Origin of the sequence: Streptomonospora halophila (genome assembly GCF_039542725.1) — a bacterium.
Lineage (GTDB): Bacteria > Actinomycetota > Actinomycetes > Streptosporangiales > Streptosporangiaceae > Streptomonospora > Streptomonospora halophila.
Window position 1 is genome coordinate 55,306 of record NZ_BAABIK010000020.1, and the last position, 24,705, is coordinate 80,010.

Annotated in this window: 19 protein-coding genes and 1 pseudogene; 17 read left to right on the forward strand and 3 right to left on the reverse strand. The window is 73.1% G+C overall.

Annotation, left to right across the window (positions count from 1 at the left end):
* Positions 1-365: 365 nt before the first annotated feature.
* On the forward strand, positions 366-2,543 hold the full coding sequence (locus ABEA15_RS17355; protein ID WP_345557559.1) for a RelA/SpoT family protein: 2,178 nt from the start codon (positions 366-368) through the stop codon (positions 2,541-2,543).
* A gap of 89 nt (positions 2,544-2,632) precedes the next feature.
* Complete coding sequence (locus tag ABEA15_RS17360; protein WP_345557560.1) at positions 2,633-2,962, forward strand: cupin domain-containing protein; 330 nt, start codon at positions 2,633-2,635, stop codon at positions 2,960-2,962.
* Between the two features lie 66 nt (positions 2,963-3,028).
* On the opposite strand, the gene ABEA15_RS17365 is transcribed toward ABEA15_RS17360, so the two are convergent.
* Positions 3,029-4,261 (reverse strand): DUF349 domain-containing protein, encoded by a 1,233-nt coding sequence (locus ABEA15_RS17365; RefSeq protein WP_345557562.1) that lies wholly within the window; start codon positions 4,259-4,261, stop codon positions 3,029-3,031.
* Between the two features lie 424 nt (positions 4,262-4,685).
* Here ABEA15_RS17365 and ABEA15_RS17370 point away from each other — a divergent pair, with 424 nt between their 5' ends.
* Both ABEA15_RS17370 and aspS read left to right on the forward strand, forming a co-directional pair.
* Complete coding sequence (locus tag ABEA15_RS17370; protein ID WP_345557563.1) at positions 4,686-5,372, forward strand: MBL fold metallo-hydrolase; 687 nt, start codon at positions 4,686-4,688, stop codon at positions 5,370-5,372.
* 243 nt (positions 5,373-5,615) lie between these two features.
* A complete protein-coding gene (aspS, locus tag ABEA15_RS17375) occupies positions 5,616-7,355 on the forward strand; it encodes an aspartate--tRNA ligase (RefSeq protein WP_345557565.1) in 1,740 nt (579 codons plus the stop codon).
* 211 nt (positions 7,356-7,566) lie between these two features.
* On the opposite strand, the gene ABEA15_RS17380 is transcribed toward aspS, so the two are convergent.
* Positions 7,567-7,707, reverse strand: a complete 141-nt coding sequence (locus ABEA15_RS17380) for a hypothetical protein (protein ID WP_344145269.1) — start codon at positions 7,705-7,707, stop codon at positions 7,567-7,569.
* Between the two features lie 379 nt (positions 7,708-8,086).
* On the opposite strand from ABEA15_RS17380, the gene ABEA15_RS17385 reads away from it, so the two are divergent.
* Together ABEA15_RS17385 and ABEA15_RS17390 are read left to right on the forward strand one after the other, a co-directional pair.
* Positions 8,087-10,114 (forward strand): SpoIIE family protein phosphatase, encoded by a 2,028-nt coding sequence (locus tag ABEA15_RS17385; RefSeq protein WP_345557567.1) that lies wholly within the window; start codon positions 8,087-8,089, stop codon positions 10,112-10,114.
* 60 nt (positions 10,115-10,174) lie between these two features.
* Positions 10,175-11,515 (forward strand): replication-associated recombination protein A, encoded by a 1,341-nt coding sequence (locus ABEA15_RS17390; protein ID WP_344145265.1) that lies wholly within the window; start codon positions 10,175-10,177, stop codon positions 11,513-11,515.
* Positions 11,516-11,530: 15 nt separating this feature from the next.
* On the opposite strand, the gene ABEA15_RS17395 is transcribed toward ABEA15_RS17390, so the two are convergent.
* Positions 11,531-13,063: a serine/threonine protein kinase gene (locus tag ABEA15_RS17395; RefSeq protein WP_345557569.1), complete on the reverse strand. Its 1,533-nt coding sequence runs from the start codon at positions 13,061-13,063 to the stop codon at positions 11,531-11,533.
* A gap of 326 nt (positions 13,064-13,389) precedes the next feature.
* On the opposite strand from ABEA15_RS17395, the gene ABEA15_RS17400 reads away from it, so the two are divergent.
* The 11 genes and pseudogenes from ABEA15_RS17400 to ABEA15_RS17450 all read left to right on the forward strand — a co-directional run bounded on the left by ABEA15_RS17400 (position 13,390) and on the right by ABEA15_RS17450 (position 24,596).
* A complete protein-coding gene (locus ABEA15_RS17400) occupies positions 13,390-13,782 on the forward strand; it encodes a DUF948 domain-containing protein (protein WP_344145261.1) in 393 nt (130 codons plus the stop codon).
* Positions 13,779-14,093, forward strand: coding sequence for a hypothetical protein (locus ABEA15_RS17405; RefSeq protein ID WP_344145259.1), 315 nt, complete (start codon positions 13,779-13,781; stop codon positions 14,091-14,093). The genes ABEA15_RS17400 and ABEA15_RS17405 overlap by 4 nt, the downstream gene beginning before the upstream one ends.
* A complete protein-coding gene (gene alaS, locus ABEA15_RS17410) occupies positions 14,093-16,765 on the forward strand; it encodes an alanine--tRNA ligase (RefSeq protein ID WP_345557572.1) in 2,673 nt (890 codons plus the stop codon). The genes ABEA15_RS17405 and alaS overlap by 1 nt, the downstream gene beginning before the upstream one ends.
* 100 nt (positions 16,766-16,865) lie before the next feature.
* Positions 16,866-17,330: pseudogene (gene ruvX, locus ABEA15_RS17415) on the forward strand (Holliday junction resolvase RuvX); the annotation flags it as partial.
* A 12-nt stretch (positions 17,331-17,342) separates the two neighbouring features.
* Positions 17,343-19,520, forward strand: a complete 2,178-nt coding sequence (gene mltG, locus ABEA15_RS17420; RefSeq protein WP_345557615.1) for an endolytic transglycosylase MltG — start codon at positions 17,343-17,345, stop codon at positions 19,518-19,520.
* Positions 19,520-20,350 (forward strand): shikimate dehydrogenase, encoded by an 831-nt coding sequence (locus ABEA15_RS17425; protein ID WP_345557574.1) that lies wholly within the window; start codon positions 19,520-19,522, stop codon positions 20,348-20,350. The genes mltG and ABEA15_RS17425 overlap by 1 nt, the downstream gene beginning before the upstream one ends.
* A 503-nt stretch (positions 20,351-20,853) precedes the next feature.
* Positions 20,854-21,471: a translation initiation factor IF-3 gene (gene infC, locus ABEA15_RS17430; protein WP_344145249.1), complete on the forward strand. Its 618-nt coding sequence runs from the start codon at positions 20,854-20,856 to the stop codon at positions 21,469-21,471.
* A gap of 186 nt (positions 21,472-21,657) precedes the next feature.
* The gene (gene rpmI / locus ABEA15_RS17435) at positions 21,658-21,849 is read left to right on the forward strand and encodes a 50S ribosomal protein L35 (protein ID WP_344145247.1); all 192 of its coding nucleotides are present in this window, start codon (positions 21,658-21,660) and stop codon (positions 21,847-21,849) included.
* 118 nt (positions 21,850-21,967) lie between these two features.
* Complete coding sequence (gene rplT, locus ABEA15_RS17440) at positions 21,968-22,351, forward strand: 50S ribosomal protein L20 (RefSeq protein WP_344145245.1); 384 nt, start codon at positions 21,968-21,970, stop codon at positions 22,349-22,351.
* Positions 22,352-22,372: 21 nt separating this feature from the next.
* Positions 22,373-23,224 carry a TrmH family RNA methyltransferase gene (locus ABEA15_RS17445; protein ID WP_345557576.1) on the forward strand — a complete coding sequence of 284 codons (852 nt, stop codon included), beginning with the start codon at positions 22,373-22,375 and terminating at the stop codon, positions 23,222-23,224.
* 286 nt (positions 23,225-23,510) lie between these two features.
* On the forward strand, positions 23,511-24,596 hold the full coding sequence (locus tag ABEA15_RS17450; protein ID WP_345557578.1) for a sensor histidine kinase: 1,086 nt from the start codon (positions 23,511-23,513) through the stop codon (positions 24,594-24,596).
* The last annotated feature ends 109 nt before the right edge of the window (positions 24,597-24,705 follow it).

The following is a 24,705-nucleotide window of genomic DNA, read 5'->3' on the forward strand; positions in this document are numbered from 1 at the left end:
CGAGCGGCGGCAACACCGCCGCGCAGCGGTGGCCTCCCGCACGACGGGCGGAGCGCACCCGGTCCCCGGGACTGGCCGCGGGAGGGATGTCCATGGCAGGCGATGCGGTATCGGCTGAGGCGGCCTCCGCGCTGCGCGGGGCCTCCCTGAGCGGGCAGGAGCGCCCTGACGACCCACCGCGGACACCCGCGCCCCCCGCAGCGCAGGCCGCCGAGCCCGCCGACCCCGGAGCCCGGTCCGACGCAAGCCCCGGTCCCGGCACCGGCGCCGACGGCGGGAGCGCCGCACCGGCCCGCTCCAGCCCGTCGTCCAGCGTGCGGGTACGCCGCAGACTCGCACGACTCGGTGCACAGCGGGGGGTATCAATGAACCCGGTCCTCGAACCACTCATCAAGACCGTCCGGGCGACCCACCCCAAGGTCGACGTCCGGCTCATCGAGCGTGCCTACGAGGTCGCGGCGTACCACCACCGCGAACAGAAGCGCAAGAGCGGCGACCCCTACATCACGCACCCGCTGGCGGTGGCGACCATCCTCGCCGAGCTGGGTATGCAGGAGCCCACGCTGGCCGCCGCGCTGCTGCACGACACCGTCGAGGACACCACCTACACCCTCGACCAGCTGCGCGACGACTTCGGCGACGAGATCGCCGAGCTGGTCGACGGCGTCACCAAGCTGGACAAGGTCAAGTACGGCGAGGCGACCCAGGCCGAGACCGTGCGCAAGATGGTCGTGGCCATGTCCCGCGACATCAAGGTGCTGGTCATCAAGCTGTGCGACCGGCTGCACAACATGCGCACCCTGCGCTACCTGCCCCAGCCCAAACGCGAGAAGAAGGCCCGCGAGACCCTGGAGATCTTCGCGCCGCTGGCCCACCGGCTGGGCATGAACACGATCAAGTGGGAGCTGGAGGACTTGGCCTTCGCCACGCTCTACCCCAAGCGGTTCGACGAGATCGCCCGCCTGGTCTCCGAGCGGGCACCGCGCCGCGACGTCTACCTGCAGGATGTCATCGAGGCGGTCTCGGCCGACCTGCGCGAGGCCAAGATCAAGGCGACGGTGCGCGGCCGGCCCAAGCACTACTACTCGATCTACCAGAAGATGATCGCCCGCAACTGCGGCTTCGACGAGATCTACGACCTCGTCGCCGTGCGGGTGCTCGTCGACAGTGTCCGCGACTGCTACGCGGCCCTGGGCACGATCCACGCGCGGTGGAACCCCGTCCCCGGACGGTTCAAGGACTACATCGCGATGCCCAAGTTCAACATGTACCAGTCGCTGCACACCACCGTGATCGGCCCGTCGGGCAACCCGGTGGAGCTGCAGATACGCACCCGCGCCATGCACCGCCGGGCCGAGTACGGGATCGCGGCGCACTGGAAGTACAAGGAGGAGCGGGCCTCGGCCAAGGACAGCGCCAAGTCCCGGGGCACCGCCGACATGGCCTGGCTGCGCCAGCTCATCGACTGGCAGCAGGAGACCAAGGACCCCGGGGAGTTCCTGGAGTCGCTGCGCTTCGACCTGTCGGTGCAGGAGGTGTTCGTCTTCACCCCGCAGGGCGACGCCATCGCGCTGCCGCAGGGCGCCACCCCCATCGACTTCGCCTACGCGGTGCACACCGAGGTCGGCCACCGCACGGTGGGCGCCCGGGTCAACGGCCGGCTCGTCTCGCTGGAGAGCGAGCTGCACAACGGCGAGACCGTGGAGATCCTGACCTCCAAGGCGAGCGACGCCGGCCCCAGCCGCGACTGGCTGCAGCTCGTCAAGAGCGCCCGCGCGCGCAACAAGATCCGCCAGTGGTTCACCAAGGAGCGCCGCGAGCAGGCCATCGAGCAGGGCAAGGACGCCATCGCCCGGGTCATGCGCAAGCAGGAGCTGCCGATAAAGCGGCTGTTCAGCGGCGAGGCGCTGATCGCGCTCGCGCGCGACCTGCGCTACGGCGACGTCGACTCGCTCTACGCCGCCGTCGGCGAGGGGCGCATCGGCCCGCAGAACGTCGTGCAGAAGCTCGTCGAGTCCATGGGCGGCATCGAGAGCGCCGAGGAGGACATCGCCGAGTCCTCACTGCCCACGCGCTCGCGGCCGCGGTCGCGCCCCGCCGGCAACCCCGGCGTCGTGGTCGAGGGCGACTCCGACGTGTGGGTGCGGCTGTCCAAGTGCTGTACGCCGGTCCCGGGCGACAGCATCGTCGGGTTCGTGACCCGCGGAAACGGTGTGTCCGTGCACCGCAGCGACTGCGTCAACACGCGCGCGCTGGACCGCGACCGGATGGTCGACGTCGACTGGCAGCCCACCGAGGACTCCATGTTCCTGGTCGCGTTGCAGGTCGAGGCGCTGGACCGCTCCCGGCTGCTGTCCGACATCACCCGCGTGCTCTCCGACCAGCACGTCAACATCCTCTCGGCCACCGTGCAGACCAGCCGCGACCGGGTCGCACTGAGCCGCTTCACCTTCGAGATGGCCGACCCCACCCACCTCGGACACGTCCTCAAGGCCGTGCGCGGCGTCGACGGCGTCTACGACGTCTACCGGATGAAGAACTGACACCCCCGCCTGCGCGGCGCGCCGCCGGCACCGGGCATGCGCGGCGTTTTGCGGCGTGTGAGCCGCCGTCCAGCGGTCAGACTGCAGTCATGAACAAGTTGTCGCTGGACGCCCTGGCACGCAAGCACATGGAGACCGCCGCGGCGGCTTCAGCCGGCCGCAGCTCCGAGACCTTCTACGGCGGGCACGAGCAGACCCTGCGCCAGACCCTCATCGCGCTGACCAAGGGAAACGCCCTCTCCGAGCATCCCAATCCCGGCGAGGCGACGGTGCTGGTGCTGCGCGGACGCGTGCGGCTCAAGGCCGGCGGCGACACCTGGGAGGGCAGGGCCAACGACCTGCTGGTAATGCCGCGGGAGGAGGCCTCGCTGGAGGCGCTGGAGGACTCCGCGGTGGTGCTCACCGTCGCCAAGCACTGAGCGCGGCCGGCGGCCGCGCCGGGGCGAGCGCGGAGCCCGCCCGGGGCGGCCGCCGGGCGCCCCGGCTCAGCTCATCTCGTCCAGCGCCTTCTCGGCCTCGTCCAGCCAGGACCGGCGGGCGCTGAGCGCCTCCTCGACCTCGCGGATCCGGCGCTCGTTACCGCGCGCCCTGGCGTGCTCGAGGTCGTCCTCCAGCTGGGCGATCGAGTCGCGCAGCCGGCTGGCGGTGGACTCGGCGCGCGCACGCCCCTCGGGGTTGGTGCGCTGCCACTCGTGGTCCTCGGCCCGGCGCACCTCGTCCTCGAGCTTGCGGAAGGCGCCCTCCAGCCGGTCGCGCTGGTCGCGCGGCAGCGGGCCCGCCTCCTCCCAGGCCTCCTGGAAGCCGCGCAGCCGGGCGCGGGCGGCCCGCGGGTCGGAGATCTCGGCCAGCTCGCTGCGTGCGTCCTCCAGAATCCGCTCCTTGGCGTCGGCGTTGACGCGCAGTTCGGCGTCGCGCTCGGCGAAGGCGGCGTTGCGCGCCTGGAAGAACCGGTCCTGGGCCGCCTTGAACCGCCCCCACAGCTTGTCCTCGCTGGCGCGGTCGGCGCGGCCGCTGGCCTTCCACTGCTGCATCAGGTCGCGGTACCGCGCGGCCGTGCCGCCCCAGTCGGTCGAGTCGGCAAGCGACTCGGCCTCGGTGACGATGGCCTCCTTGTCCTGGCGGACCTGCTCGCGCTGCTGGTCCAGCCCGGCGAAGTAGGCCTTGCGGCGCTTGGAGAAGGAGTTGCGCGCGGCCGACATGCGCTTCCACAGCGCCTGCTCGGTGGGCCGGTCGGTGCGCGGCGCGGCCTTCCACTCGTCGATCAGCTGCCGCATCCGCTCGCCGCCGGACTTCCAGTGCGTGGTCTCGGCCGCCACGCGCTCGGCTTCGGCGACGATGCGCTCCTTGACCTCGCGGGCCTCGGTACGGGCCTGCTCCTGGGCCTGCTTCTGCTCGACCCTGCGCTCCTCGGCCTGCCCGGTCAGCGCGTCCAGGCGCCGCGAGAGCACGTCGAGGTCGCCGACGGCGTTCGCCTCGCGCACCGCGGTACGCAGCTTCTCCACGCTCGACAGCGCCTGCGAGGCCGACAGGTCGGTGGTGCGCAGCCGCTTCTCCAGCAGGTCGACCTCGGTCACCAGGGCGTCGTACTTGCGGCGGAAGAACGCGAGGGCCTCCTCGGGCGCGCCCGCCTGCCACGATCCGACGACGCGCTCGCCCTCGCTCGTGCGCACGTAGACCGTGCCGTCGTCGTCAACGCGGCCCCAGGGGTCCGTGGTCACCGTGTCCTCCAGCAGTCATGAGCCCGGCGCATCGCGCCAGGTCCGGGTGGTCCGGCGGCGGCTGGGTGAGAGCCGGTGTGAACCGCCGTGACTAAGCACGATATCCGCACACCCCGCCGGATATCGTCCGCCTCCTGTCAGCGTCGTCGCACATCAACGGCCCAAGCCGTATCGAGGCATGCCGTCCGGACACACCGGACGGGTGCGACGCGACCAATATGACACTGACGGGGCGTTTGGCAAAGAGTCGTGAGTCTGGCGGTGATCGAATGGTGATGTGACGGCGCTATACGTGCGGCGGGGCGGGCACGACCCGGTCGCCGCCGCGCCCGCGCCTCGGTAGGCTCGGTCGGGCGGGGCGCGGTTCGGCGGCCGCCCTCCGCGCCCGCCAGGCAGGACGTTCGAGAGGAAGTCAGCGCTCACCGTGTTCATCTCCGCTTTCCCAGCCGGGCCGCTCGCCGCGAACTGCTACGTGGTCGCCGCGGCCGCGGATCGGGGAGCGGAGTGCGTGGTCGTCGATCCCGGCCAGGACGCCGCCGGGCAGCTCTCCTCCCTTCTGGCCGAGCACGGGCTGGCCCCCGCTGCGGTGCTGCTGACCCACGGCCACTTCGACCACGTCTGGTCGGCGACCGAGGTCGCCCGCGACCAGGGCGTCCCCGTCTACGTGCACGCCGCCGACCGGCCGCTGCTGACCGACCCCGCCAAGGGGCTCGACCCCGCCCTGGCCGTCCAGCTGTCGGCACTGCTGGGCCAGGCCGCGCTGGAGGAGCCCGACGACCTGCGCGAGCTCACCGGAGGCGAGACCCTCGCGCTCGCCGGGCTGGAGCTGAAGGTCGAGCACGTACCCGGCCACACACCCGGATCGGTGTGCTACGGCCTGGCGCCCGACGGCGCGGAGCCCGTCCTGTTCACCGGCGACCTCCTCTTCGCCGGCTCCATCGGCCGCACCGACTTCCCCGGCGGCGACCACGGCGAGATCATGCGCAGCCTGGAGCGGGTCTGCCGCGACTGGGCCGACGGCACCGACGTGCGCCCCGGCCACGGGCCGCAGACCACCATCGCCCGCGAGCGCGCGACCAATCCGTTCCTCGGCGATATCCCGGGGCGCTGACCCTCCCCGCGACCGATGCGCGCCGCGCCGATGGCCCCGGCCTGCGCGCGGGATCAGCCGCCCCCAGCCGCGGGCCGCGAACCGGCGGGCACGCCGGCCACAGACCCCGCCTGCTCCGCACCGACCGCGGCACCGGCCGACCGCCCCGGCGGGCGCCGGCAGCGCCGGTCCCCGCACGGGAACGGACGGCACGCAGGTCAGGCAAGATGAGTAGGTACCTGAGAGACCTGAAGGAGAACTCCGTTGATCCGCACGCATGACGCCGGCGCCCTACGCGCCGAGCATGCAGACGCGACCGTCGTCCTTGCCGGGTGGGTCGCCCGCCGGCGCGACCACGGCGGCGTCGTCTTCCTCGACCTCCGCGAAGCCTCGGGCGTCGTCCAGGTGGTCGTCCGCGAGGACGACCTCGCCCACGACCTGCGCGCCGAGTACTGCATCAAGGTCACCGGCCGGGTCCGGGTGCGCCCCGACGGCAACGAGAACCCCGACATCGCCACCGGCGCGGTCGAGGTCGTCGCCGACGAGATCGAGGTCCTCAGCGAGTCCGCCCCGCTGCCCTTCCCGCTCGACGGCTCCCAGGATGTCTCCGAGGAGGCGCGCCTGCGCTACCGCTACCTGGACATGCGGCGGCCGGAGACGGCCTCGGCGCTGCGGGTGCGCTCGCACGCGGGCTACGTCGTGCACGACGTTATGCGCGACCACGGGTTCGTGAACGTCGAGACCCCCTACCTGACCCGTTCGACCCCCGAGGGCGCGCGCGACTTCCTCGTGCCGGTGCGCCTGCAGCCCGGTCACTGGTACGCGCTGCCGCAGTCGCCGCAGCTGTTCAAGCAGCTGCTGATGGTCGGCGGTATGGAGCGCTATTACCAGATCGCCCGGTGCTTTCGCGACGAGGATTTCCGGGCCGACCGCCAGCCGGAGTTCACCCAGATCGACCTGGAGATGAGCTTTGTCGACCAGGACGACGTCATCGGCGTCGCCGAGGACCTCGTCGTGCGCCTGTGGCGCGAGGTGCTGGGCTACGACGTCCCGACCCCGCTTCCGCGCATGCCCTTCTTCGAGGCGATGGCGCGCTTCGGCTCCGACAAGCCCGACCTGCGCTTCGGTCAGGAGCTGACGGAGCTCACCGCGTTCTTCGCCGATACCTCGTTCCGCGTGTTCCAGGCGCCCTACGTCGGCGCGGTGGTGATGCCGGGCGGCGCCTCGCAGACTCGCAAGGAGCTGGACGGCTGGCAGGACTGGGCCAAGGCCCGCGGCGCCAAGGGCCTGGCCTACGTGCTGATCCAGGAGGACGGGACGCTGGGCGGGCCGGTCGCCAAGAACCTCTCCGAGCAGGAGCGCGCCGGCCTGGCCGCGGCCGCGGGCGCGGGTCCGGGCGACGCCGTGTTCTTCGCCGCCGGCGCGCGGCGGCCGTCCCAGGAGCTGCTGGGCGCGGCCCGGTTGGAGATCGGCAACCGGCTGGGCCTGGTCGACACGTCGCAGTGGTCGTTCCTGTGGGTTGTGGACGCGCCCATGTTCGAGGAGGACGGCGAGGGCGGCTGGACTCCGGTGCACCACCCCTTCACCGCGCCGAAGCCGGAGTGGGCGGACTCCTTCGACCAGGACCCGGCCGGCGCCCTGGCCTACGCCTACGACATGGTCTGCAACGGCAGCGAGATCGGCGGCGGGTCGATCCGTATCCACCGCGGCGAGATGCAGCAGCGCGTGTTCGAGGCGCTGGGTATCAGTAAGGAATCGGCCGAGTCGAAGTTCGGATTCCTGCTGGACGCCTTCCAGTTCGGCCCGCCGCCGCACGGCGGCATCGCCTTCGGCTGGGACCGGATTATCGCGCACCTGACCAGCGCGGAGTCGATCCGCGAGGTCATCGCCTTCCCCAAGACCGCCTCCGGCGGCGACCCGCTCACCGGGGCGCCAACCCGGATCACGCCCGACCAGCGGGAAGAGGCGGGCGTCGACTTCGTCCCCGAGGACGACGGGGCCTGACCGGCGCCCGACTGCGAACAGCCGCCCGGGGAACCCCCGTGTCCCCGGGCGCTTCGCCTCGGGGCCGGGTACGGTTCCGCCGTGCGCATCCGGCTCCGTCGTTCCTGCGTCTTGGTGCCGGGTGGGGCCCTGCGGCGGGAGAGTTCGTTTGAGCGGGGCGCGCAGGGCTACCCGGGGGTGTGCGGGGTGCGCTATGGTGCGCGGCGGCGGGCTACTTCTTCGCGGCGCCGCAGCGCTGGCAGCAGATGTCCTCGCTGTCGGGGTTGCTGTAGGTGCAGAGGCGGCAGGTCCAGTTGCGGACGATGATCGCGTTCCCGAGGGCGGGTCCCGTTCGTGTAGTTGGTTCACACATGACCGAATTTTAGGCCGGTCTTTCCTCGCGCTCCCGTGACGCGATGCGCGGCGCGATCAGTGGTTTAGGCTGTACGCGGCCTTTGCGCAGATATGCGGCGATGGTCACGCGCGCGTAACGATTCCCCGAATGTCACGGGGTGGAACCGTGTGATTCGTTGGTATTCCTGGTGCTCGGGTTGTTTTTTGTATTCCTGTGTGCCGAATGGTGTGCGGTTTCGCAGGGAGTAAAGGGGCTGCGGGGCACGCCTCGGACAAGCCATCCTTCACCTGCACGGACAGGCGGTGATCTGGCTAGACTGAGCCGAATCGGATGTCCCCGGGAGGAGCGCGCAATTGCGCGAAAAGGACGTCTGTGACGATACAGGGATGATCTATTCGTGAACGGTGCAACCGGCTCTACCGACGGCTTCGCCGGTGCTTCGGCGATACCCGGGGGTGAACAGCTCCACCGGGCCGGCGCCGCTTTCGGCACGGCCCCGGCCGCCATGGTCGTGGCCGATCGCGCGGGCGGCGTCACGCTCGCGAACCACGCGTTCACCGAGTTCACCGGGCGGACGCAGGACGAGGTCCTCGGCCGCCCCTGGCCCGAGGTGTGCGACCGGGCCGACCCCGAGTCGGCGTGGAAGCTGCACCGGGCCGCACTCGGCGGCGCACCGGTCCACCAGCGCGCCCTCGTCTCGGCCGACTACGGCGGAGTGTCCCACCGCATCGTCGCCGAGGCCCGCGCCCTGCCCGGGACCGGGCCCGAGGGCAAGCCCGACGGCGTCGTCGTCGTCTTCCGTGAACCGCTGCGCGAGGAGGAGACCCTCCGCGTCATCAGCGAACTGCGCACCGAGAACGCCGACACCGCCCTGTGGACGCTCGACCTGCGCAGCGGCCGCCTGCAGGAACTGTTCGGCCCCTCGCCGCTGGGCCGGCTGCTCGCGGGCGACGCCCGCGGGCTGGACGAGCTTCTGGCCCGCGTCCACCGCGACGACATCGCCCGCGTCCGCGACGCCATCGAGGCCTCTCACCAGGGACGCGACTACGAGCAGCGCTTCCGCATGTTCGACCACGTCGGCGACGAGCGCTCACTGCACGCCCGCGCCCGCTACATCCATGGCGACCACCCCCGCCTCGTCGGCACCATCGACGACGTCACCGAGCACGTCCAGCTCATCCGCCGCCTGGCCGACCGCCGCCGCATCGAGGCCGCCCAGGGGCGCCAGGTCACCGACCTCGCCGCAAAGCTGGTCTCGGCGACCACCGTCGAAGAGGTCACCGGCCTGCTCACCGACGAGTTCGCGCCGATCTTCGGCGGAGCGGGCGCCGCGGTCATGCTCGTCGAGGAGGGCAGCCTGCGCCCGTCGCCCGCCCCGCCGGAGGAGGACGCGGGCCCCATGGGCCTGGCCGAGGAGCACGACGCCTCCGACATCGCCCACCCCGTCGGCGCCGTCGTCTCCGACCGCCAGCCCCGGTTCTTCGAGAGCCGCGGCGAGATCCTGGAGCGCTTCCCCGGAGTCGCCGAGTTCCTGCACCGCACCAGCGCCCAGTCGTGGGCGACCATCCCCATCTTCGGGGACCGCCGTGTGGCACTGGGCGTGTGGCAGGTCTCCTGGGGCGAGCCCCACCACGCCACCCCCGACGAGCGCGCCCTGATGCTCACCCTGGCCGGCCTGGCCGGCCAGGCCCTGCAGCGCGTGCGCCGCCAGCAGGAGGAGCTCCAGCTCGCCGACGCCATCCAGCGCCGCATGCTGCCGCCCCAGATCGCCCGGTTCGACGAGCTCAGCATCGCCGTGCGCTACCTGCCCGCCCGCGCCGGGTGGCGGGTGTGCGGCGACTTCTACGACGTCATCCGCCTGCCCGGGCGCCGCGTCGGCCTGGTCGTGGGCGACGTCCAGGGCCACGGTGTCGAGGCCGCGGCCGCCATGGGCCAGATCCGCGTCGCCTTCCGCGCCTACGCCAGCAATCAGGTCGATCCGGGCGCCGTGGTCGCCGAGACCAACCGACTGCTCTCCGAGACCGGCGAGATCGTCTTCGCCACCTGCGGCTACCTCGTGCTCGACCTCGACAACGGCGAGATGCAGGCCGCCTGGGCCGGCCAGCCGCCCGCCGTCATCGCCACCGCCGACTCCTACGACCTGTGGGAGCCCGAGACCGGCCCGCCGGTGGGCGTCGACTCCGACAGCAAGTACCCGGTGACCACCCGCCGGCTGCGGGCCGGCGACACGCTGCTGATGTGCTCCGACGGGCTCGTGGAGAGCTCGGGGATGCCCATGGACGAGGGGCTGCGCATCGTCGGCGAGAACCTGCGCGGCCGCGCCGAGGACGTCGAAGGCGCCGCGGCCTCCCTCATCGGCCTCACCCCGGCCGGGCGCGGCGACGACATCGCCCTGCTCATCGTGCGGATGAACGGCGGCGGCTGAGCACGTCGCCCCGTTCGCGCGCCGTGCGGCCGCCCGGGGCGCTCGCTTAGGCTGGGAGGCGTGTCCGAAACACTGTTCGACGACGCCGGCGCCGAAGCCCAGCGCGGCCAGGAACCGCTCGCCGTGCGCATGCGCCCGCGCACCCTGGACGAGGTCGCCGGCCAGGCCCACCTGCTGGGCGAGGGCAGCCCGCTGCGCCGCCTGGTCGAGGACGACGCGCCGATGTCGCTCTTCTTGTGGGGCCCGCCCGGAACCGGCAAGACCACCCTGGCCACCGTGGTCAGCCGGGTCACTCAGCGGCGGTTCGTGGAGCTCTCGGCCGTCAGCGCCGGGGTCAAGGACGTGCGCGCCGTCATCGACGACGCCCGCCGCCAGATGGGCATGCGCGGCACCCGCACGCTGCTGTTCGTCGACGAGGTCCACCGCTTCAGCAAGACCCAGCAGGACGCCCTGCTGCCCGCCGTGGAGAACCGCTGGGTCAGCTTCATCGGCGCCACCACCGAGAACCCGTTCTTCTCCGTGATCAGTCCGCTGCTCTCGCGTTCGCTGCTGCTGAGCCTGGAGTCGCTGACCGACGACGAGGTGCGCGGCGTCGTCGACGCCGCGCTGCGGGACGAGCGCGGGCTGGGCGGCCGCTACACGCTGGCCGGCGACGCCGCCGACCACCTCGTGCGCCTCGCCGGCGGTGACGCGCGCCGCTCGCTGACCTACCTGGAGGCCGCCGCGCTGGTCGCCGGCGGCCGCACCGAGATCGGCTCCGCCGACATCGAGCGCGCCGTCGACCGCCACGCCGTGCGCTACGACCGCACCGGCGACCAGCACTACGACGTCATCAGCGCCTTCATCAAGAGCATGCGCGGCAGCGACCCCGACGCCGCCCTGCACTACCTGGCCCGGATGATCGAGGCGGGCGAGGACCCCCGCTTCATCGCCCGCCGCATCGTGGTGCACGCCAGCGAGGACGTGGGCATGGCCGACCCCACGGCGCTGCAGGCCGCGGTCGCCGCCGCCCAGGCGGTCGAGCTCATCGGGCTGCCCGAGGCGCGGATCAACCTCGCCCAGGCGGTGGTGCACATCGCCCTGGCGCCCAAGTCCAACGCCGTGATCAGCGCGATCGACACCGCGATGGCCGACGTGCGCCAAGGGCGCGCCGGCCCCGTGCCCGCGCATCTGCGCGACGCCCACTACAAGGGCGCCCGCGAGCTCGGCCACGGCGTCGGCTACACGTCCGCCCACGACCATCCCGGAGGGGTGGCGGCCCAGCAGTACGCACCCGACGCGCTGGTGGGCCGCGAGTACTACACCCCCACCACTCACGGCGCCGAGCGCCGGTTCGGCGAGGTCCTAAAGCGCATCAGGGGCGTCCTGCGCGGCGAGCCCGGCGAGCCCGGCGAGCGCTGAGACCGGCCGCCGCGGTCAGTCCGGCGGTGTGGGATAGACCTCGACGATGCGGGTGAGCTCGCGCGGGCCGTCGCCGCCCTCGTCCTCGGGTTCGGCGAACTCCACCTCCGCGATCACCGGCTGACCCCAGGCGAGGTAGTCGATGAAGTCCTGGCCCTCCATCGGGAACGTACCGCGGTCGTCCTCGACGTAGCCCGGCCCGGGAACGCAGAACCGGGCGCAGAGCACCTCGGTCTCCTCGGTGATGAGCGCCTTCCGCTCGGCGTCCTCGCCCACCGGCTGCCACTGCTCGCTCCAGGCGTCCGGCGCCAGCGTGGCCGCGGGCGTGGCCGGCGCCGAAGGGCGGCGCTCCACTTGCGTATACACCCACGGCCCGTCGGCCGGGTTCTCCTGCTCGGCCGGATCGAACCGCACGATCGTCGGGCCCTCCGGGCCGCCGGCGGAGGCCGAGGGCGAAGGAGAGGGAGACGCCGTGGGCGCGGCCGGTCCGGGCAGGAGCCCGTTCGCCGCGGCGTAGGCCGCGAGCCCTCCGCCGCCGATCAGCGCCAGCGCCACCACCGAGCCGCCGGCGATCAGCAGGCCGCGCCCGGCGGTGCGGCCGCGGCCGGTGCCCAGCCGCACCAGCCGCGGCAGCCGGTCCGGCTCCACGACGCCCCGCCACTCCCGCAAGAGGACCTGGGTGACCGCCGTGCCCTGCACCGGTGCCGCGTCGGAGCCGCTGATGGCCTCCCACGCGGCGATGGTCGACCCCAGCACCTCGCGCACCGTGGGCCGGTCGCGGGGGTCCTCGGAGAGCGCGCGGCGCACGATCGGGCGCATCTCCGCCGGTACGCCCTCCAGCCACGGGCTCGCCGACGCGGGGGCGCCCTCCTCCGCGACCGGGGGCCTGCCCGTCGCCGCGAACACGGCGATCGCCGCCCAGGAGAAGATGTCGGCGGGCGAGGAGGGCTCGCCGCCCTCCAGCCGCTCGGGAGCGGTCCACGGGGCGGCGTTGCGGCGCAGCAGCTCGCCCTCGCCCGGCAGGGCGCAGTCCAGCACGCGCGGGCCGCGCCCGCTCAGCAGCACGTTGTCGGGCGTGAGGTCGCCGTGGGCGACCTGCTTGCTGTGCAGCGCCGAGAGGACCTCGCCGACAGCCGCTGCCAGCGCGATGAGCCGGCCCCGGCCCAGCGGCCCGTGGTCGTCCACGAAGCCGTCCAGCGGCAGGCCCGCGACATAGGGCATGACCAGCCACGGCTGCCGGGCCTGGACGTCGAACGCGACCGGCGGGACGTAGGTGCGCCCGTCCACGTCCGCCAGCGCCGCGAGGCGCGCCCGCAGGCGCGCGCGGTCGTCCGGCTCCTCGGCCGACCAGGGGTGCAGCACCTTCACGGCCATCAGGTCGCCGCTCGCCTCGTTGGCGTCGATCGCGGCGAAGACCGTTCCGGTGCCGCCGGCGCCGAGGCGGCCGATGAGCACATAGGGTCCGACCGAATCCGGGTCTCCGGGTGCGAGAGGGTCGAGATGCGGCGGTACCAGAACGGTGATCTCGCGCTCGGAAGGGCGGCTCATGGGCATCCTGTCTGCACGGGGGGTCAGGCCATCTCGCGCCGTCGGGCGGGCGTGGCGGGAATCGATGCCCTGATTCTGCGACATCTGCGGAATTTCGTCGACGCCGGGACGTCCGACGCGCACGCGCGCGTCGGACGCCACACACCGGCCGCACGCGGGCACACCGGCCCCGAACGCGGTAGGGTCGGCGTATTCGGATCTCCGCATTCCGTCGGCCCGGTGCCAACCGGAGGCGCCGATGCGGCCTCCGCCGCCGCGGCGGAGCGGGCAGACCCCCAATGCCGCCGATGGAGATTCCGCCACCCCGATTTCCCACGGAGTCCCGCATGCTGACCGCAGGAGACGTAGCAGCGCTCATCGCGGCGGTGGTCTGGACGGTGCTGGTCGCGTTCATGTGCGTGGCCCTCGTCAAGCTCACCCGTCTGCTGTCGGAGACCACCAAGGTCGTCGCGGAGCTCGGCGAGCGCGCCCGGCCCATGCTCGACGACGTCGCCGGCACCGTCGAACGCACGGGGGCGTCCCTCGACCGGGTCGAGGAGATCACCGCCAACGTGGCCACCGCCACCGAGGACGTCTCGACCGTGACCGCGCTGACCCGTTCGGTGGTCGCCGGCCCGCTGGTGAAGGCGGCGTCGTTCTCCTACGGGGTGCGGCGGGTGCTCGGCCAGCGCCGGGCCCTGGCGCTGGTGCGCGGCCGACGCAGGAGGGAGCGCCGATGATCCGCCGCCTGCTTTATCTTGTCGCAGGTGCCGCGCTCGGCGGGTATGTTGTGCACAAGCTCAACCGCACGGCCCGTGCGTGGAGCCCGGCGGGAATCGCCGGCCGCGTCGAGGACCAGGTCGCCGACTACCGCGCCGCCCTCCGCGAGTTCAACGAGGACGTCCACGACGCCGTGCGGCAGCGCGAGGCCGAGCTGCAGAGCCGCTACGACAGCGAACGCGGACGTCCTGCGCTGCCCGGCGCCCCTCCGGGCCGATCCACCCGACCCAGCGGCGCAATCGACGCCCCCGACATGAAGGACGGCACCTGATGGAGACGGCAGAGATCGCCCGCCGCTTCCTCTCTTTCTTCGAGGAGAACGGACACACCGCGGTGCCGTCGGCCAGCCTGGTCGCCGACGACCCCACACTGCTGTTCGTCGCGGCAGGAATGGTGCCGTTCAAGCCGTACTTCCTCGGCCAGCGCACGGCGCCCTACGACCGCGCGGCCAGCGTGCAGAAGTGCATCCGCACCATCGACATCGAAGAGGTCGGCAAGACCTCGCGGCACGCGACCTTCTTCCAGATGCTCGGCAACTTCTCCTTCGGCGACTACTTCAAGGAGAAGGCCATCCCGCTGGCCTGGGAGCTGATGACCAAGCCCGTCGCCGACGGCGGCTTCGGCATCGACCCCGGCCGGCTCTGGGTCACCGTCTACCTCGACGACGACGAGGCCGAGACGATCTGGCGCGAGAAGGTCGGCGTGGCCCCCGAGCGCATCCAGCGCTTCGGCGTCGAGGAGAACTACTGGTCCATGGGCGTTCCCGGCCCCTGCGGACCGTGCTCGGAGATCTTCTACGACCGCGGCCCCGAATACGGCGCCGAAGGCGGCCCGGCCGCCGACGAGGACCGCTACGTCGAGGTCTGGAACCTCGTCTTCATGCAGTACGAGCGCGGCGAGGGCGGCGCCAAGAAGGACTTCCCGATCCTCGGCGACCTGCCCCGCAAGAACATCGACACCGGCATGGGCCTGGAGCGCCTGGCCACCGTGCTGCAGGGCGTCGACAACATCTACGAGACCGACACCCTCGGCCGCATCCTGCGCGACGCCTCGGAGCGCACCGGCGTGGCCTACGGCGCCGACGAGCGCTCCGACGTCATGCTGCGCGTCGTCGCCGACCACGTCCGCAGCGCCACCATGCTCGTCTCCGACGGCGTCCGGCCCGGCAACGAGAAGGCCGGCTACGTCCTGCGCCGCATCCTGCGCCGGTCGATCCGCAACCTGCGCCTGCTCTCCGGCACCGACGCCTCCTACCTGCACGGCCTGACCGAGACCTGCATCGCCGCCATGGAGGGCATCTACCCGGAGCTGCGCGCGAACGCCGAGCGCATCCACGAGGTCATCGAGACCGAGGAGAAGAACTTCTCGGACACGCTGCGGTCGGGCACGGCGCTGTTCGCCCGCGCCGCCGAGCGCACGCGCGGCGGCGGCTCCACGGAGATCTCCGGCGCCGACGCGTTCCAGCTGCACGACACCTACGGCTTCCCCATCGACCTCACCCTGGAGATGGCCGCTGAGCAGGGCCTGGGCGTCGACGAGGAGACCTTCCGAACGCTCATGGCCGAGCAGCGCGAGACCGCCAAGCGCGACGCCAAGGCGAAGAAGCTCGGCAACGCCGACGTCAGCGTCTACGGGCGGCTGCTGGAGAACGCCGGCGCGACCGACTTCCTCGGCTACACCGACCACGAGGCCGAGTCCCGCGTGCTGGGCCTGATCGTGGACGGCGAGTCCGTGGGCGCCGCCTCGGCCGGCGACGCGGTCGAGCTCGTACTGGACCGCACCCCCTTCTACGCCGAGAGCGGCGGCCAGCTCGCCGACAAGGGCACCGTCTCCGCGCCCGGCCGCGGGACCGTCGACGTCGAGGACGTGCAAAAGCCCGTCCCCGGCCTGTTCGTGCACCGCGGCACCGTGCGCGAGGGCACCGTCGCGCTGGACGACCGGGTCGAGGCCGCGATCGACACGGGCCGCCGCGGCTCGGTCTCCCGGTCGCACTCGGCCACGCACCTGATCCACTCCGCGCTGCGCAACGCCCTGGGCCCCTCTGCGGGGCAGGCCGGCTCGGAGAACCAGCCGGGCCGGCTGCGCTTCGACTTCACCGCGAGCAAGCCGCTGGGCACAGCGGAGCTCAGCGAGGTCGAGGACGAGGTCAACACGGTCCTGGCCGGCGATATCCAGGTGCGCGACTTCACGACCTCGCTGGACGAGGCGCTGTCCATGGGCGCGCTGGCGATGTTCGGCGAGAAGTACGGCGACCGCGTCCGCGTGGTCGAGATGAGCGACTACTCCCGCGAGCTGTGCGGCGGCACCCACGTCGCCGCCACCGGCCAGCTGGGCGTCGTCAAGCTGCTGGGGGAGTCCTCGGTCGGCTCGGGCGTGCGCCGCGTCGAGGCCGCCGTCGGCATCGACGCGTTCCGCCGCCTCTCCAGGGAGTCGCTGCTGGTCGGACAGCTCTCCGAGCAGCTCAAGACCCCGCGCGAGGAGCTGCCCGAGCGCATCGACTCCATCGTCACCCGGCTGCGCGGCGCCGAGAGGGAGATCGAGCGCCTGCGCGCCGCCCAGGTGCTCCAGCAGGCGGGCGAACTGGCCGAGAGCGCCCGCCCGCACGGCGACACGCTGCTGGTCGCCCACCGCGCACCCGACGGCACCACCGCCGACGACCTCCGCCGGCTGGCCTCCGACGTGCGCCAGCGCCTCGGCGAGGACCGCCCGGCCGTCGTCGCCCTCGCCGCCGTCCCCGAGGACCGCCCGGTCGTCGTGGTCGCGGTGAACAAGCGCGGCCAGGAGAGCGGCATCAAGGCCGGCGACCTGGTCGGCCCGGCCGCCCGCGCCCTCGGCGGCGGAGGCGGCGGCAAGCCCGACCTGGCGCAGGGAGGCGGAAGCGACCCCTCCGCCGTCGACGACGCCCTGCGCGCCGTCGAGAATCGGGTCGCCGAAACCTCCTGACCCGCCCCCACGGGCAGAAAGGACACCCCGAGTTGAGCAGGACCCTCCCCAGCGCGCCCCCGTGCGCACTGCCCTGTCCCCGCATGGGGGAGCCCGATTCTTGAGGCACGGCGTGCGTATCGCGGTGGATCCCGGTAGTACCCGGATCGGGGTCGCACTCAGCGATCCCAGCGGCATGCTCGCGACCCCCGTCGAGACCGTCCGCCGCGGAGACGGCGACCTCGACCGGATCGCCGAGCTCGTACTCGAACACGGGGCCCGAGAGGTCGTCGTCGGCTACCCCGCCTCGCTCTCCGGCGAGGCGGGGCCCTCCGCGCGGCGGGCGCGCTCGTTCGCCGAAGCGCTGGCGCGCAGGCTCGCGCCCGTGCCGGTGCGTCTGGTGGACGAGCGCATGACCACGGTCACCGCGCAGGAGCAGCTGCGCGCCGGCGCCTCCTACGGTCGGCGCGGCGCCCGCGGCGGCAAGGCGCGGCGCTCGGTCGTCGACCAGGCCGCGGCGGTCGTGCTGCTGCAGAGCGCCCTGGACGCCGAGCGCCAGACCGGGCACCCGCCCGGCGAAACCGTGGGGGGGCGGCGCATGAACGACCGCACCCCCTACGACGACGGCGACCACGACCGGGGCCGGCGCGGCCGCCGCCGGGCACCGGGTCCCGACCCCCTCGACGACGGCCGCGGCGGGCCCCCCGCCGGCGGACCGCAGGGGCCCGACCCCTACGCCGACCCGCGCACCGATCCGAGGCGCTCGGCCCCGGCGCGGGCCGGGCGGGTCGCCGACCCGCTGACCGACCCCTGGCCGCGCGGGCCCGAGGCGCCCGGCGGTCCCGACTACGGCACCGACCGGCGCCCGCCCCGCTGGGAGGACGTGCAGGCCGCCCAACCCCGCGGCCGCCGGCACCGCGACCCGGCCGAGGCGGGACCGGCCACCGGGCCGCACTCCTCCGTGCCGCCCGACGACGGCGCCCCGCACCGCCGCCGCTCCCGCTCCGCGGACGAGGCCGAGGAGCACCTGGCATGGAGCCGGCCCGAGCCCGGCGACTCCGACGACGACTTCCGGCCCGCGCCGCCGCGGACACTGGACTTCGACGCCGTGCCGGTGCGCCGCAAGCGACCGCGCGACGACGCCGCCCGCGACGAGGGGCGCGGCGGACGCCGCCGGCGCACGGGCGACACCGGGGCGTTCCCGGCCGTGCCCGAGCAGGGCCCCGCGGAGGCCGATGACGGCCGACCGGGCCGCCGCCGGCGCTCTCCGGAGTCGGGCGCCTTCCCCGCGGTGGACGAGCCGGGCGAGGGTCCCGGCGACCCCTCCGGCGAGGAACCGCGCGGCGGCCGCAGGCGCCGGAGGGCCGACGCCGGCGCGGCCGCGCCGGCGGACCCCGCCGAAGAGGAGGCGCCCGCGCCCCGCCGCGGCCGCTCCCGGCGCGAGGCCGCCGACCGCCCGAACGACACCCCGGCCGGCGGCGAGCCCTTCGGGGCGCCCTCCGGTCCGGCGCACGACGACGGGGCCGAGGAGGCCGCACCCCGCGGGCCCCGGCGCCGCCGGGCGCGGGAGGCTCCGCCGGAGGAGCCCGGCGGCCGCAGGCGGCGCAGGGGCGCCCCCGCGGACGAGCCGCCCGAACCCTCCGACGGCGAGGACGGCGACCCCGGACGCCGCCCGAGGCGCGGAGCCCGGGCCGACGGGGGGCGCGGCCGCACGCGGCGCCCGGGCAAGCAGCGCAAGCGCCGTTCCCGGAAAGGTCCGGTGATCCTGCTCTGCGTCGTCCTGGTCGCCGTGCTGGGCGCGGGCGGCTACGTCGGACGCGCGTACGTGTTCCCGCCCGACTACGAGGGCAAGGGCAGCGGCTCCGTCCGGATCGAGGTCGCCGAGGGCTCCTCGGGCAGCGCCATCGCCCAGAACCTGGCCGACCAGGGCGTTGTGGCCAGCTCCCAGGCGTTCCTCAACGCGCTGAACGCCGCCGAGGGCAGTGTCGCGCCCGGCACCTACCGCCTCCGCGAGCGGATGAGCGGCGAGGCCGCGGTGGCCATGCTGACGGACCCCTCCACCCGCATCCGGGCCCACATCACCTTCAAGGAGGGCCTGCGCTCGGAGGAGATCCTCACCCTGATCTCCAAGAAGACCGACATCCCGATGAAGGAGTTGCGCTCGGCCTTCGCGGACGGGGACAAGCTGGGCCTGCCCGACTACGCCGAGCAGGGGGCCGAGGGCTACCTGTTCCCGGACACCTACCACATGCCCGCAGACAGCGACGCCTCCGCGCTGCTCAAGCGCATGGTCGACCGCTTCCACACGGTGGCGGGCGAGGTGGAGCTGGAGAAGAGGGCGGAGGCGCTCAACCTGACGCCCAACGAGGCCATGTCGGTGGCGGCCATCGTCCAGGCGGAGTCGGGCTCGGCCGAGGACATGCCCAAGGTCGCGCGCGTCGTCTACAACCGGCTGCAGCAGGGCATGGAGCTGGGCATGGACAGCACCTGCTTCTACGTCCTGGACGAGTACGGGATTGCGCTCACCAGCGCGCAGGTCGCGGAGTGCGAGAGCAGTGGCAGCGAGTACGCCACCTACGGCCGCAAGGGCCTGCCGAAGGGCCCCATCGTCAGCCCCGGCGAGGACGCCATCAAGGCCGCACTGAACCCGGCCGAGGGCGACTGGCGCTACTTCGTTGCCACCGATCCGGAGAACGGCGTGACCGAGTTCGCCGAGACCTACGACGAGTTCCTGCAGCTCAAGCAGGAGTTCCAGCAGAACCGGGGTGACGCGTGATGCGGGCGGCGGTACTGGGCTCGCCGGTGGGCCACTCCCTGTCGCCGGTGCTGCACACGGCCGCCTACAGCGCGCTGGGCCTGGCCGGGGAGTGGTCCTACGAGAGCCGCGAGTGCGCGGAGGCGGAGCTGGCCGGCTTCCTCAAGGGATGCGACGACAGCTGGGCCGGGCTCAGCCTGACGATGCCGCTCAAGCGCGAGGCGCTGCGGCTCGCCGACGAAGCCGAGCGGGTCGCCCGCGAGGTCGGCGGCGCCAACACCCTCGTCCTGGGCGGCGGGCGGCGCAGCGCCTACAACACCGACGTCCACGGGATCGCCGCGGCGCTGCGTGAAGCGGGAGTGGAGCGGGTGTCCTCGGCCGCGGTGCTGGGCGGCGGCGCGACCGCCGCCTCGGCGGTGGCCGCGCTGCGCGACCTCGGCGCGGACGCCGACGGCGGGATCGCCCTGCTCGCACGCGAGCCCGCGCGGGCCGCGGGCACGGTCGAGGCGGCCGAGCGCATAGGCGTGCGGCCGGCGGTCGCGCCGCTGGCCCGGATCGACGGCTTCCTCGGTGTGGACGTAGTCGTCTCCACGCTGCCCAGCGGGGCCGGCGACGCCTACGCCGGGGCGGTCGCCGGGTGCGGCGCGGCCGTGTTCGACGTCGTCTACAGTCCGTGGCCCACGGCGCTGGCCGCGGCCGCGCAGGAGGCCGGGCGCACCGTCGTCGGCGGCTTCGCGATGCTGCTGCACCAGGCGGCGCGCCAGGTGGAGCTGATGACCGGCGCCGAGTCGGCCCCGGTCGAGGCGATGCGCACCGCGGGTCTGGCCGAGCTGGACCGCCGCAACGGCTGAGGCGCCGGGCGGGCGCCTGCACCATGCCGATGGCGCGCGGCGTCGCTTCTCGGGGTGGTGGCGGGTGACGGGTGGGCATGTGGCGCGCGGCGTCGCTTCTCGGGGTGGTGGCGGGTGACGGGCGGGAATAGCCGCACACGCCGCGGATGTTGAACGCAGCAGTCGAGTGCAGACTGCAGGTGTCACCCGGCGCTCGTGACCGAGCGCAGCGGAACTGCTGGTATGATTGTGGCCTGACCTGATCCGGTGCCCATCGCACCGGACACACGTAAGCGGAGGCGGATCCTCCCACCCGTCGGGGCACACCCGTCCGGGTCCCGGTCGGCGGCGCACTGGGTGCGCCGTTCGGCGCCGCCGGTTTCGGCGGCGGCGCGTCGCGGCGACGGTCGAACCGCTCGTCGGCGGACGCGCTTCGGTGGATCACCCCGCTTGCACACCGCCGGCGGGGTTCTCGCTTTTCGGTTCCGTTCAGGGCCGGGTGACCCCCCACAAGATTCACGACAATGCTAGGGAGGGGTCCCATCAGCGCTGAGCCCCGCATCAATGACCGCATCAGGGTGGCCGAGGTCCGACTCGTCGGTCCGAACGGCGAACAGGTCGGCATCGTGCCGGTCCAGGACGCGTTGCGCCTCGCCGAAGAAGCCCAGCTCGACCTCGTCGAGGTAGCGCCCACGGCCCGCCCGCCGGTCGCGAAGCTGATGGACTACGGCAAGTACAAGTACGAGTCCGCGGTCAAGGCGCGCGAGTCGCGCAAGAACCAGTCGAACACGATCATCAAGGAGATCAAGCTCCGTCCGAAGATCGACCCGCACGACTACGAGACCAAGAAGGGTCACGTCGAGCGGTTCCTCAAGGGCGGGGACAAGGTCAAGGTGACGATCATGTTCCGCGGCCGCGAGCAGTCGCGGCCGGAGCTGGGGCGCCGGCTCCTTGCGCGGCTGGCCGACGACGTCGCGGATCTCGGGGCGGTCGAGTCGCAGCCCAAGCAGGACGGCCGCAACATGGTCATGGTGCTCGGACCGCACAAGCGCCGCTCCGAGCACAAGGCCGAAGCGCGCGCCGGCGCCGCCAAGCCGCGGCGCGAGCAGCGCCAGGAGGAGCAGGCCGGCCAGGGGACCTGAGCCCCGGCGGACCAGGCCGGGCGCACAGCGCCCCGGTACGTTGATGCAGCGCGGTGTGCCGCCGCCGAACCCGCGGGGGAGAGGCGGGGGCGCACCGCGGTGTGCGGAACGCCGTGCGCACCCGTGCCGCCAAAGGACCGGCGGCACGGGTGGGTACCGAGAACTGAGTAGGAGACGACGGCGACTATGCCGAAGAACAAATCCCACAGCGGAGCCGCCAAGCGCTTCCGGGTGACCGGCTCGGGCAAGATCATGCGCCGCCGTGCCAACAAGAACCACCTGCTCGAGCACAAGCCGAGCAAGCGCACCCGCCGCATCAGCGGCGAGATCGAGCTCGCCCCCGCCGACACGAAGAAGATCAAGAAGCTGCTCGGCTAGCGGCTGAGTTCCATTCCGTCCGATCCGCCCGGCCGGATCCGTCCGGCGGGGGCACCGCGCGCCCGCGCCGACCGGGGCCGCGCGGCGGATACCGACGCCAACCCATTAGGGAGTCACTGTGGCACGCGTGAAGCGGGCTCTCAACGCCAAGAAGAAGCGCCGGGTCGTTCTCGAGCGGGCCAGCGGCTACCGCGGGCAGCGTTCGCGCCTGTACCGCAAGGCCAAGGAGCAGATGCTCCACTCGATGACCTACTCCTACCGCGACCGCAAGGACCGCAAGGGGCAGTTCCGCAAGCTGTGGATCCAGCGCATCAACGCCGGCGCCCGCGCCAACGGCCTCACCTACAACCGGTTCATGCAGGGTCTCAAGCTCGCCGGCATCGAGGTCGACCGCCGCATGCTCGCCGAGATGGCCGTGAACGACGAAGCGGCCTTCGTCTCCCTCGTCGAGACCGCGAAGAGCGCGCTGCCCGGCGACGTGCAGCAGAAGACCGCGGCCTGACCGGGCCCACAGCACGACGCGATGGCGAGCCACGAGTTCACAAGCGCCAGGTCTCCCCGCATCAAGGGGGCTCGTCGGCTCGCCAAGCGCGCGTTCCGTCGCCGTGAGCGGCGGTTCCTGGCCGAAGGCCCGCAGGCGGTACGCGAGGCGCTGGCCGCGCCGGGGCGGGTGCACGAGCTGTTCGCCACCGCCGAGGCCGCGCAGCGCCACCCCGAGCTGATCGAGGCCGCCGACGCGCGCGGTGCCGCCGTCCACCGGGTCACCCTCGAGGTGATGACCGAGCTGGCGCAGACGGTGACCCCCCAGGGTCTGTTGGCGGTGTGCGACTTCGTCGACGTCCCGCTGAGCGGGATCGGCCCGGCCCGGCTGGTCGTCGTGCTCTCGCACGTGCGCGACCCCGGCAACGCCGGGACCGTGGTGCGCACCGCCGACGCCGCCGGCGCCGACGCGGTCGTGTTCACCGACGCCTCGGTCGACCCCTACAACGGCAAGTGCGTGCGCGCGTCGGCCGGCAGCCTGTTCCACCTGCCCGTCGTCGTGGACGTGTCGGCCGCCGACGTGCTGGGCCGCCTGCGCGGCGCCGGCTCCCGCGTGTTCGCGGCTGACGGCGGCGGTCGGCGCGACCTGCACGAGGCCGCCGACGCCGGCGAACTCGACGGCCCGGTGTGCTGGGTGTTCGGCAACGAGGCCTGGGGCCTGCCCGAGGAGACCGTCGGTCTCACCGACGGCGCGGTCGCGGTACCCATTTACGGCGCTGCAGAAAGCCTGAATCTGGCTACCGCCGCGGCGGTGTGCCTGTACACCACTGCGCGCCAGCAGCGCGCCAACCCCGCAGCTCCGGCCACCGCACAGCGTTATGCGGCAGAGGCGTAGCAACCCGCGACGCGGGTAGTCCGGTGTTTCGGGCCCAAGGCCCCTGGTGAGACGTCCCCGCGCCGGTGTTTCCGGCGTATGCCCAGGTTTTCCCGCGTTCGGCGGGTTGCCCGCATCCCCCTTGTTGCCGATACGCTCAAGCTCTCATCTACGGGTCGCCGGCACAGCGCGGCGGAACCGCTCGGCCGTCGTGGGCCACGGGTCACAAGGCCCCGGAGCGTAGCGGGCGGAGACTGCGGGTAATGATCCCCGGCGGGCAGTCACATCAGGGCGTGGGGAGGCGGTCGTGGGCGGCGACCAACCAGGGGAGCTCGGCGGCTCGGACGCGCCGTGCGCGGTGTCCGGGCTCTCGGCCGAGGACCTTCCCGACGGCCTCGTCGTCGCCGACGGCGAGGGCCGCGTGGTCACGTTCAACCGCATGGCCCAGCGCCTCTCCCGCATCGCGCGCCAGGACGCCCTCGGCCGCGACTTCCGCGACGTCCTCCCCCTGCACGACGCCGACGGCCGCGACTGGTGGAAGTGCAGCGACCCCTTCGGCGGCCTGCGCACCCGCACCCGCCAACCCGAGCGCCCGCTGTTCCTGGTCGACGGGCGCGAGATCCTGGTGGCCGCGCGCTACGTGCGCGGCACCCCCGGCGGCGACCTCACGCGGCTGGTCGTCACGCTGCGCGACGCCTCGCACCGCGCCCGCGGCGAACGCAGCCGCGCCGACCTGGTCTCCACTGTCGCCCACGAGCTGCGCTCGCCGCTGACCAGCGTGAAGGGTTTCACCGCCACGCTGCTGGGCAAGTGGGACCGGCTCACCGACAAGCAGAAGATGTTCATGCTGGAGACGGTCAACGCCGACGCCGACCGCGTCACCCGGCTGATCACCGAGCTGCTGAGCGTCTCGCGCATCGAGTCCGGGCGGGTGGAGATCCGCAAGCAGGTCGTCGACCTCCCCGAGCTCGCTCGCACACTGATCGCCGGCCGGGTGACCGCCGGCGAGCCGGCCGACCGCTACCGCCTGGAGGTCCGCGCGCCGCTTCCCGAGCTCTGGCTCGACGCCGACAAGATCGGCCAGATCATGGCCAACCTGCTGGAAAACGGGGTACGGCACGGCGCTGGTACTGTCACCATTGTGATCGAGCCGTACGAGGATGGAGCCGTTGTGTCGGTGCGCGACGAAGGCAAGGGGATCGCACCCGACGCCGTTCCGCGTGTCTTCCGGCGGTTCTGGCGCACGCGGCGCCGCGGCGGCACCGGTCTGGGGCTGTTCATAGTCAAGGGCCTCATCGAGGCCCACGGCGGCGAGATCACGGTCGGCCGCGCGCCCAGCGGCGGTGCCGAGTTCCGATTTACCGTGCCCGCCGGCACCCCCGAGTTCGCTTAGGCGCACCCGGAGCGGCCGCGGCGGGCGGTCTTCCACCCAGGTCCCTGTCGGCTTGAGCCCATGCGAAGCGCTGGGCCGTGACGGCCGCCCCGCCCACGCGGGCGCGGGC

Excerpts from the sequence above, each read along its gene's own strand:
- ABEA15_RS17360 (WP_345557560.1), top strand. The coding sequence starts at position 2,633 with ATGAACAAGTTGTCGCTGGACGCCCTGGCACGCAAGCACATGGAGACC.
- ABEA15_RS17425 (WP_345557574.1), top strand. The coding sequence starts at position 19,520 with ATGCGGGCGGCGGTACTGGGCTCGCCGGTGGGCCACTCCCTGTCGCCG.
- ABEA15_RS17395 (WP_345557569.1), bottom strand. The coding sequence starts at position 13,063 with ATGAGCCGCCCTTCCGAGCGCGAGATCACCGTTCTGGTACCGCCGCAT.
- ABEA15_RS17355 (WP_345557559.1), top strand. The coding sequence starts at position 366 with ATGAACCCGGTCCTCGAACCACTCATCAAGACCGTCCGGGCGACCCAC.
- ABEA15_RS17445 (WP_345557576.1), top strand. The coding sequence starts at position 22,373 with ATGGCGAGCCACGAGTTCACAAGCGCCAGGTCTCCCCGCATCAAGGGG.
- ABEA15_RS17380 (WP_344145269.1), bottom strand. The coding sequence starts at position 7,707 with ATGTGTGAACCAACTACACGAACGGGACCCGCCCTCGGGAACGCGATC.
- mltG (WP_345557615.1), top strand. The coding sequence starts at position 17,343 with ATGAACGACCGCACCCCCTACGACGACGGCGACCACGACCGGGGCCGG.
- ABEA15_RS17405 (WP_344145259.1), top strand. The coding sequence starts at position 13,779 with ATGATCCGCCGCCTGCTTTATCTTGTCGCAGGTGCCGCGCTCGGCGGG.
- ABEA15_RS17400 (WP_344145261.1), top strand. The coding sequence starts at position 13,390 with ATGCTGACCGCAGGAGACGTAGCAGCGCTCATCGCGGCGGTGGTCTGG.
- infC (WP_344145249.1), top strand. The coding sequence starts at position 20,854 with ATGCTAGGGAGGGGTCCCATCAGCGCTGAGCCCCGCATCAATGACCGC.
- rpmI (WP_344145247.1), top strand. The coding sequence starts at position 21,658 with ATGCCGAAGAACAAATCCCACAGCGGAGCCGCCAAGCGCTTCCGGGTG.
- alaS (WP_345557572.1), top strand. The coding sequence starts at position 14,093 with ATGGAGACGGCAGAGATCGCCCGCCGCTTCCTCTCTTTCTTCGAGGAG.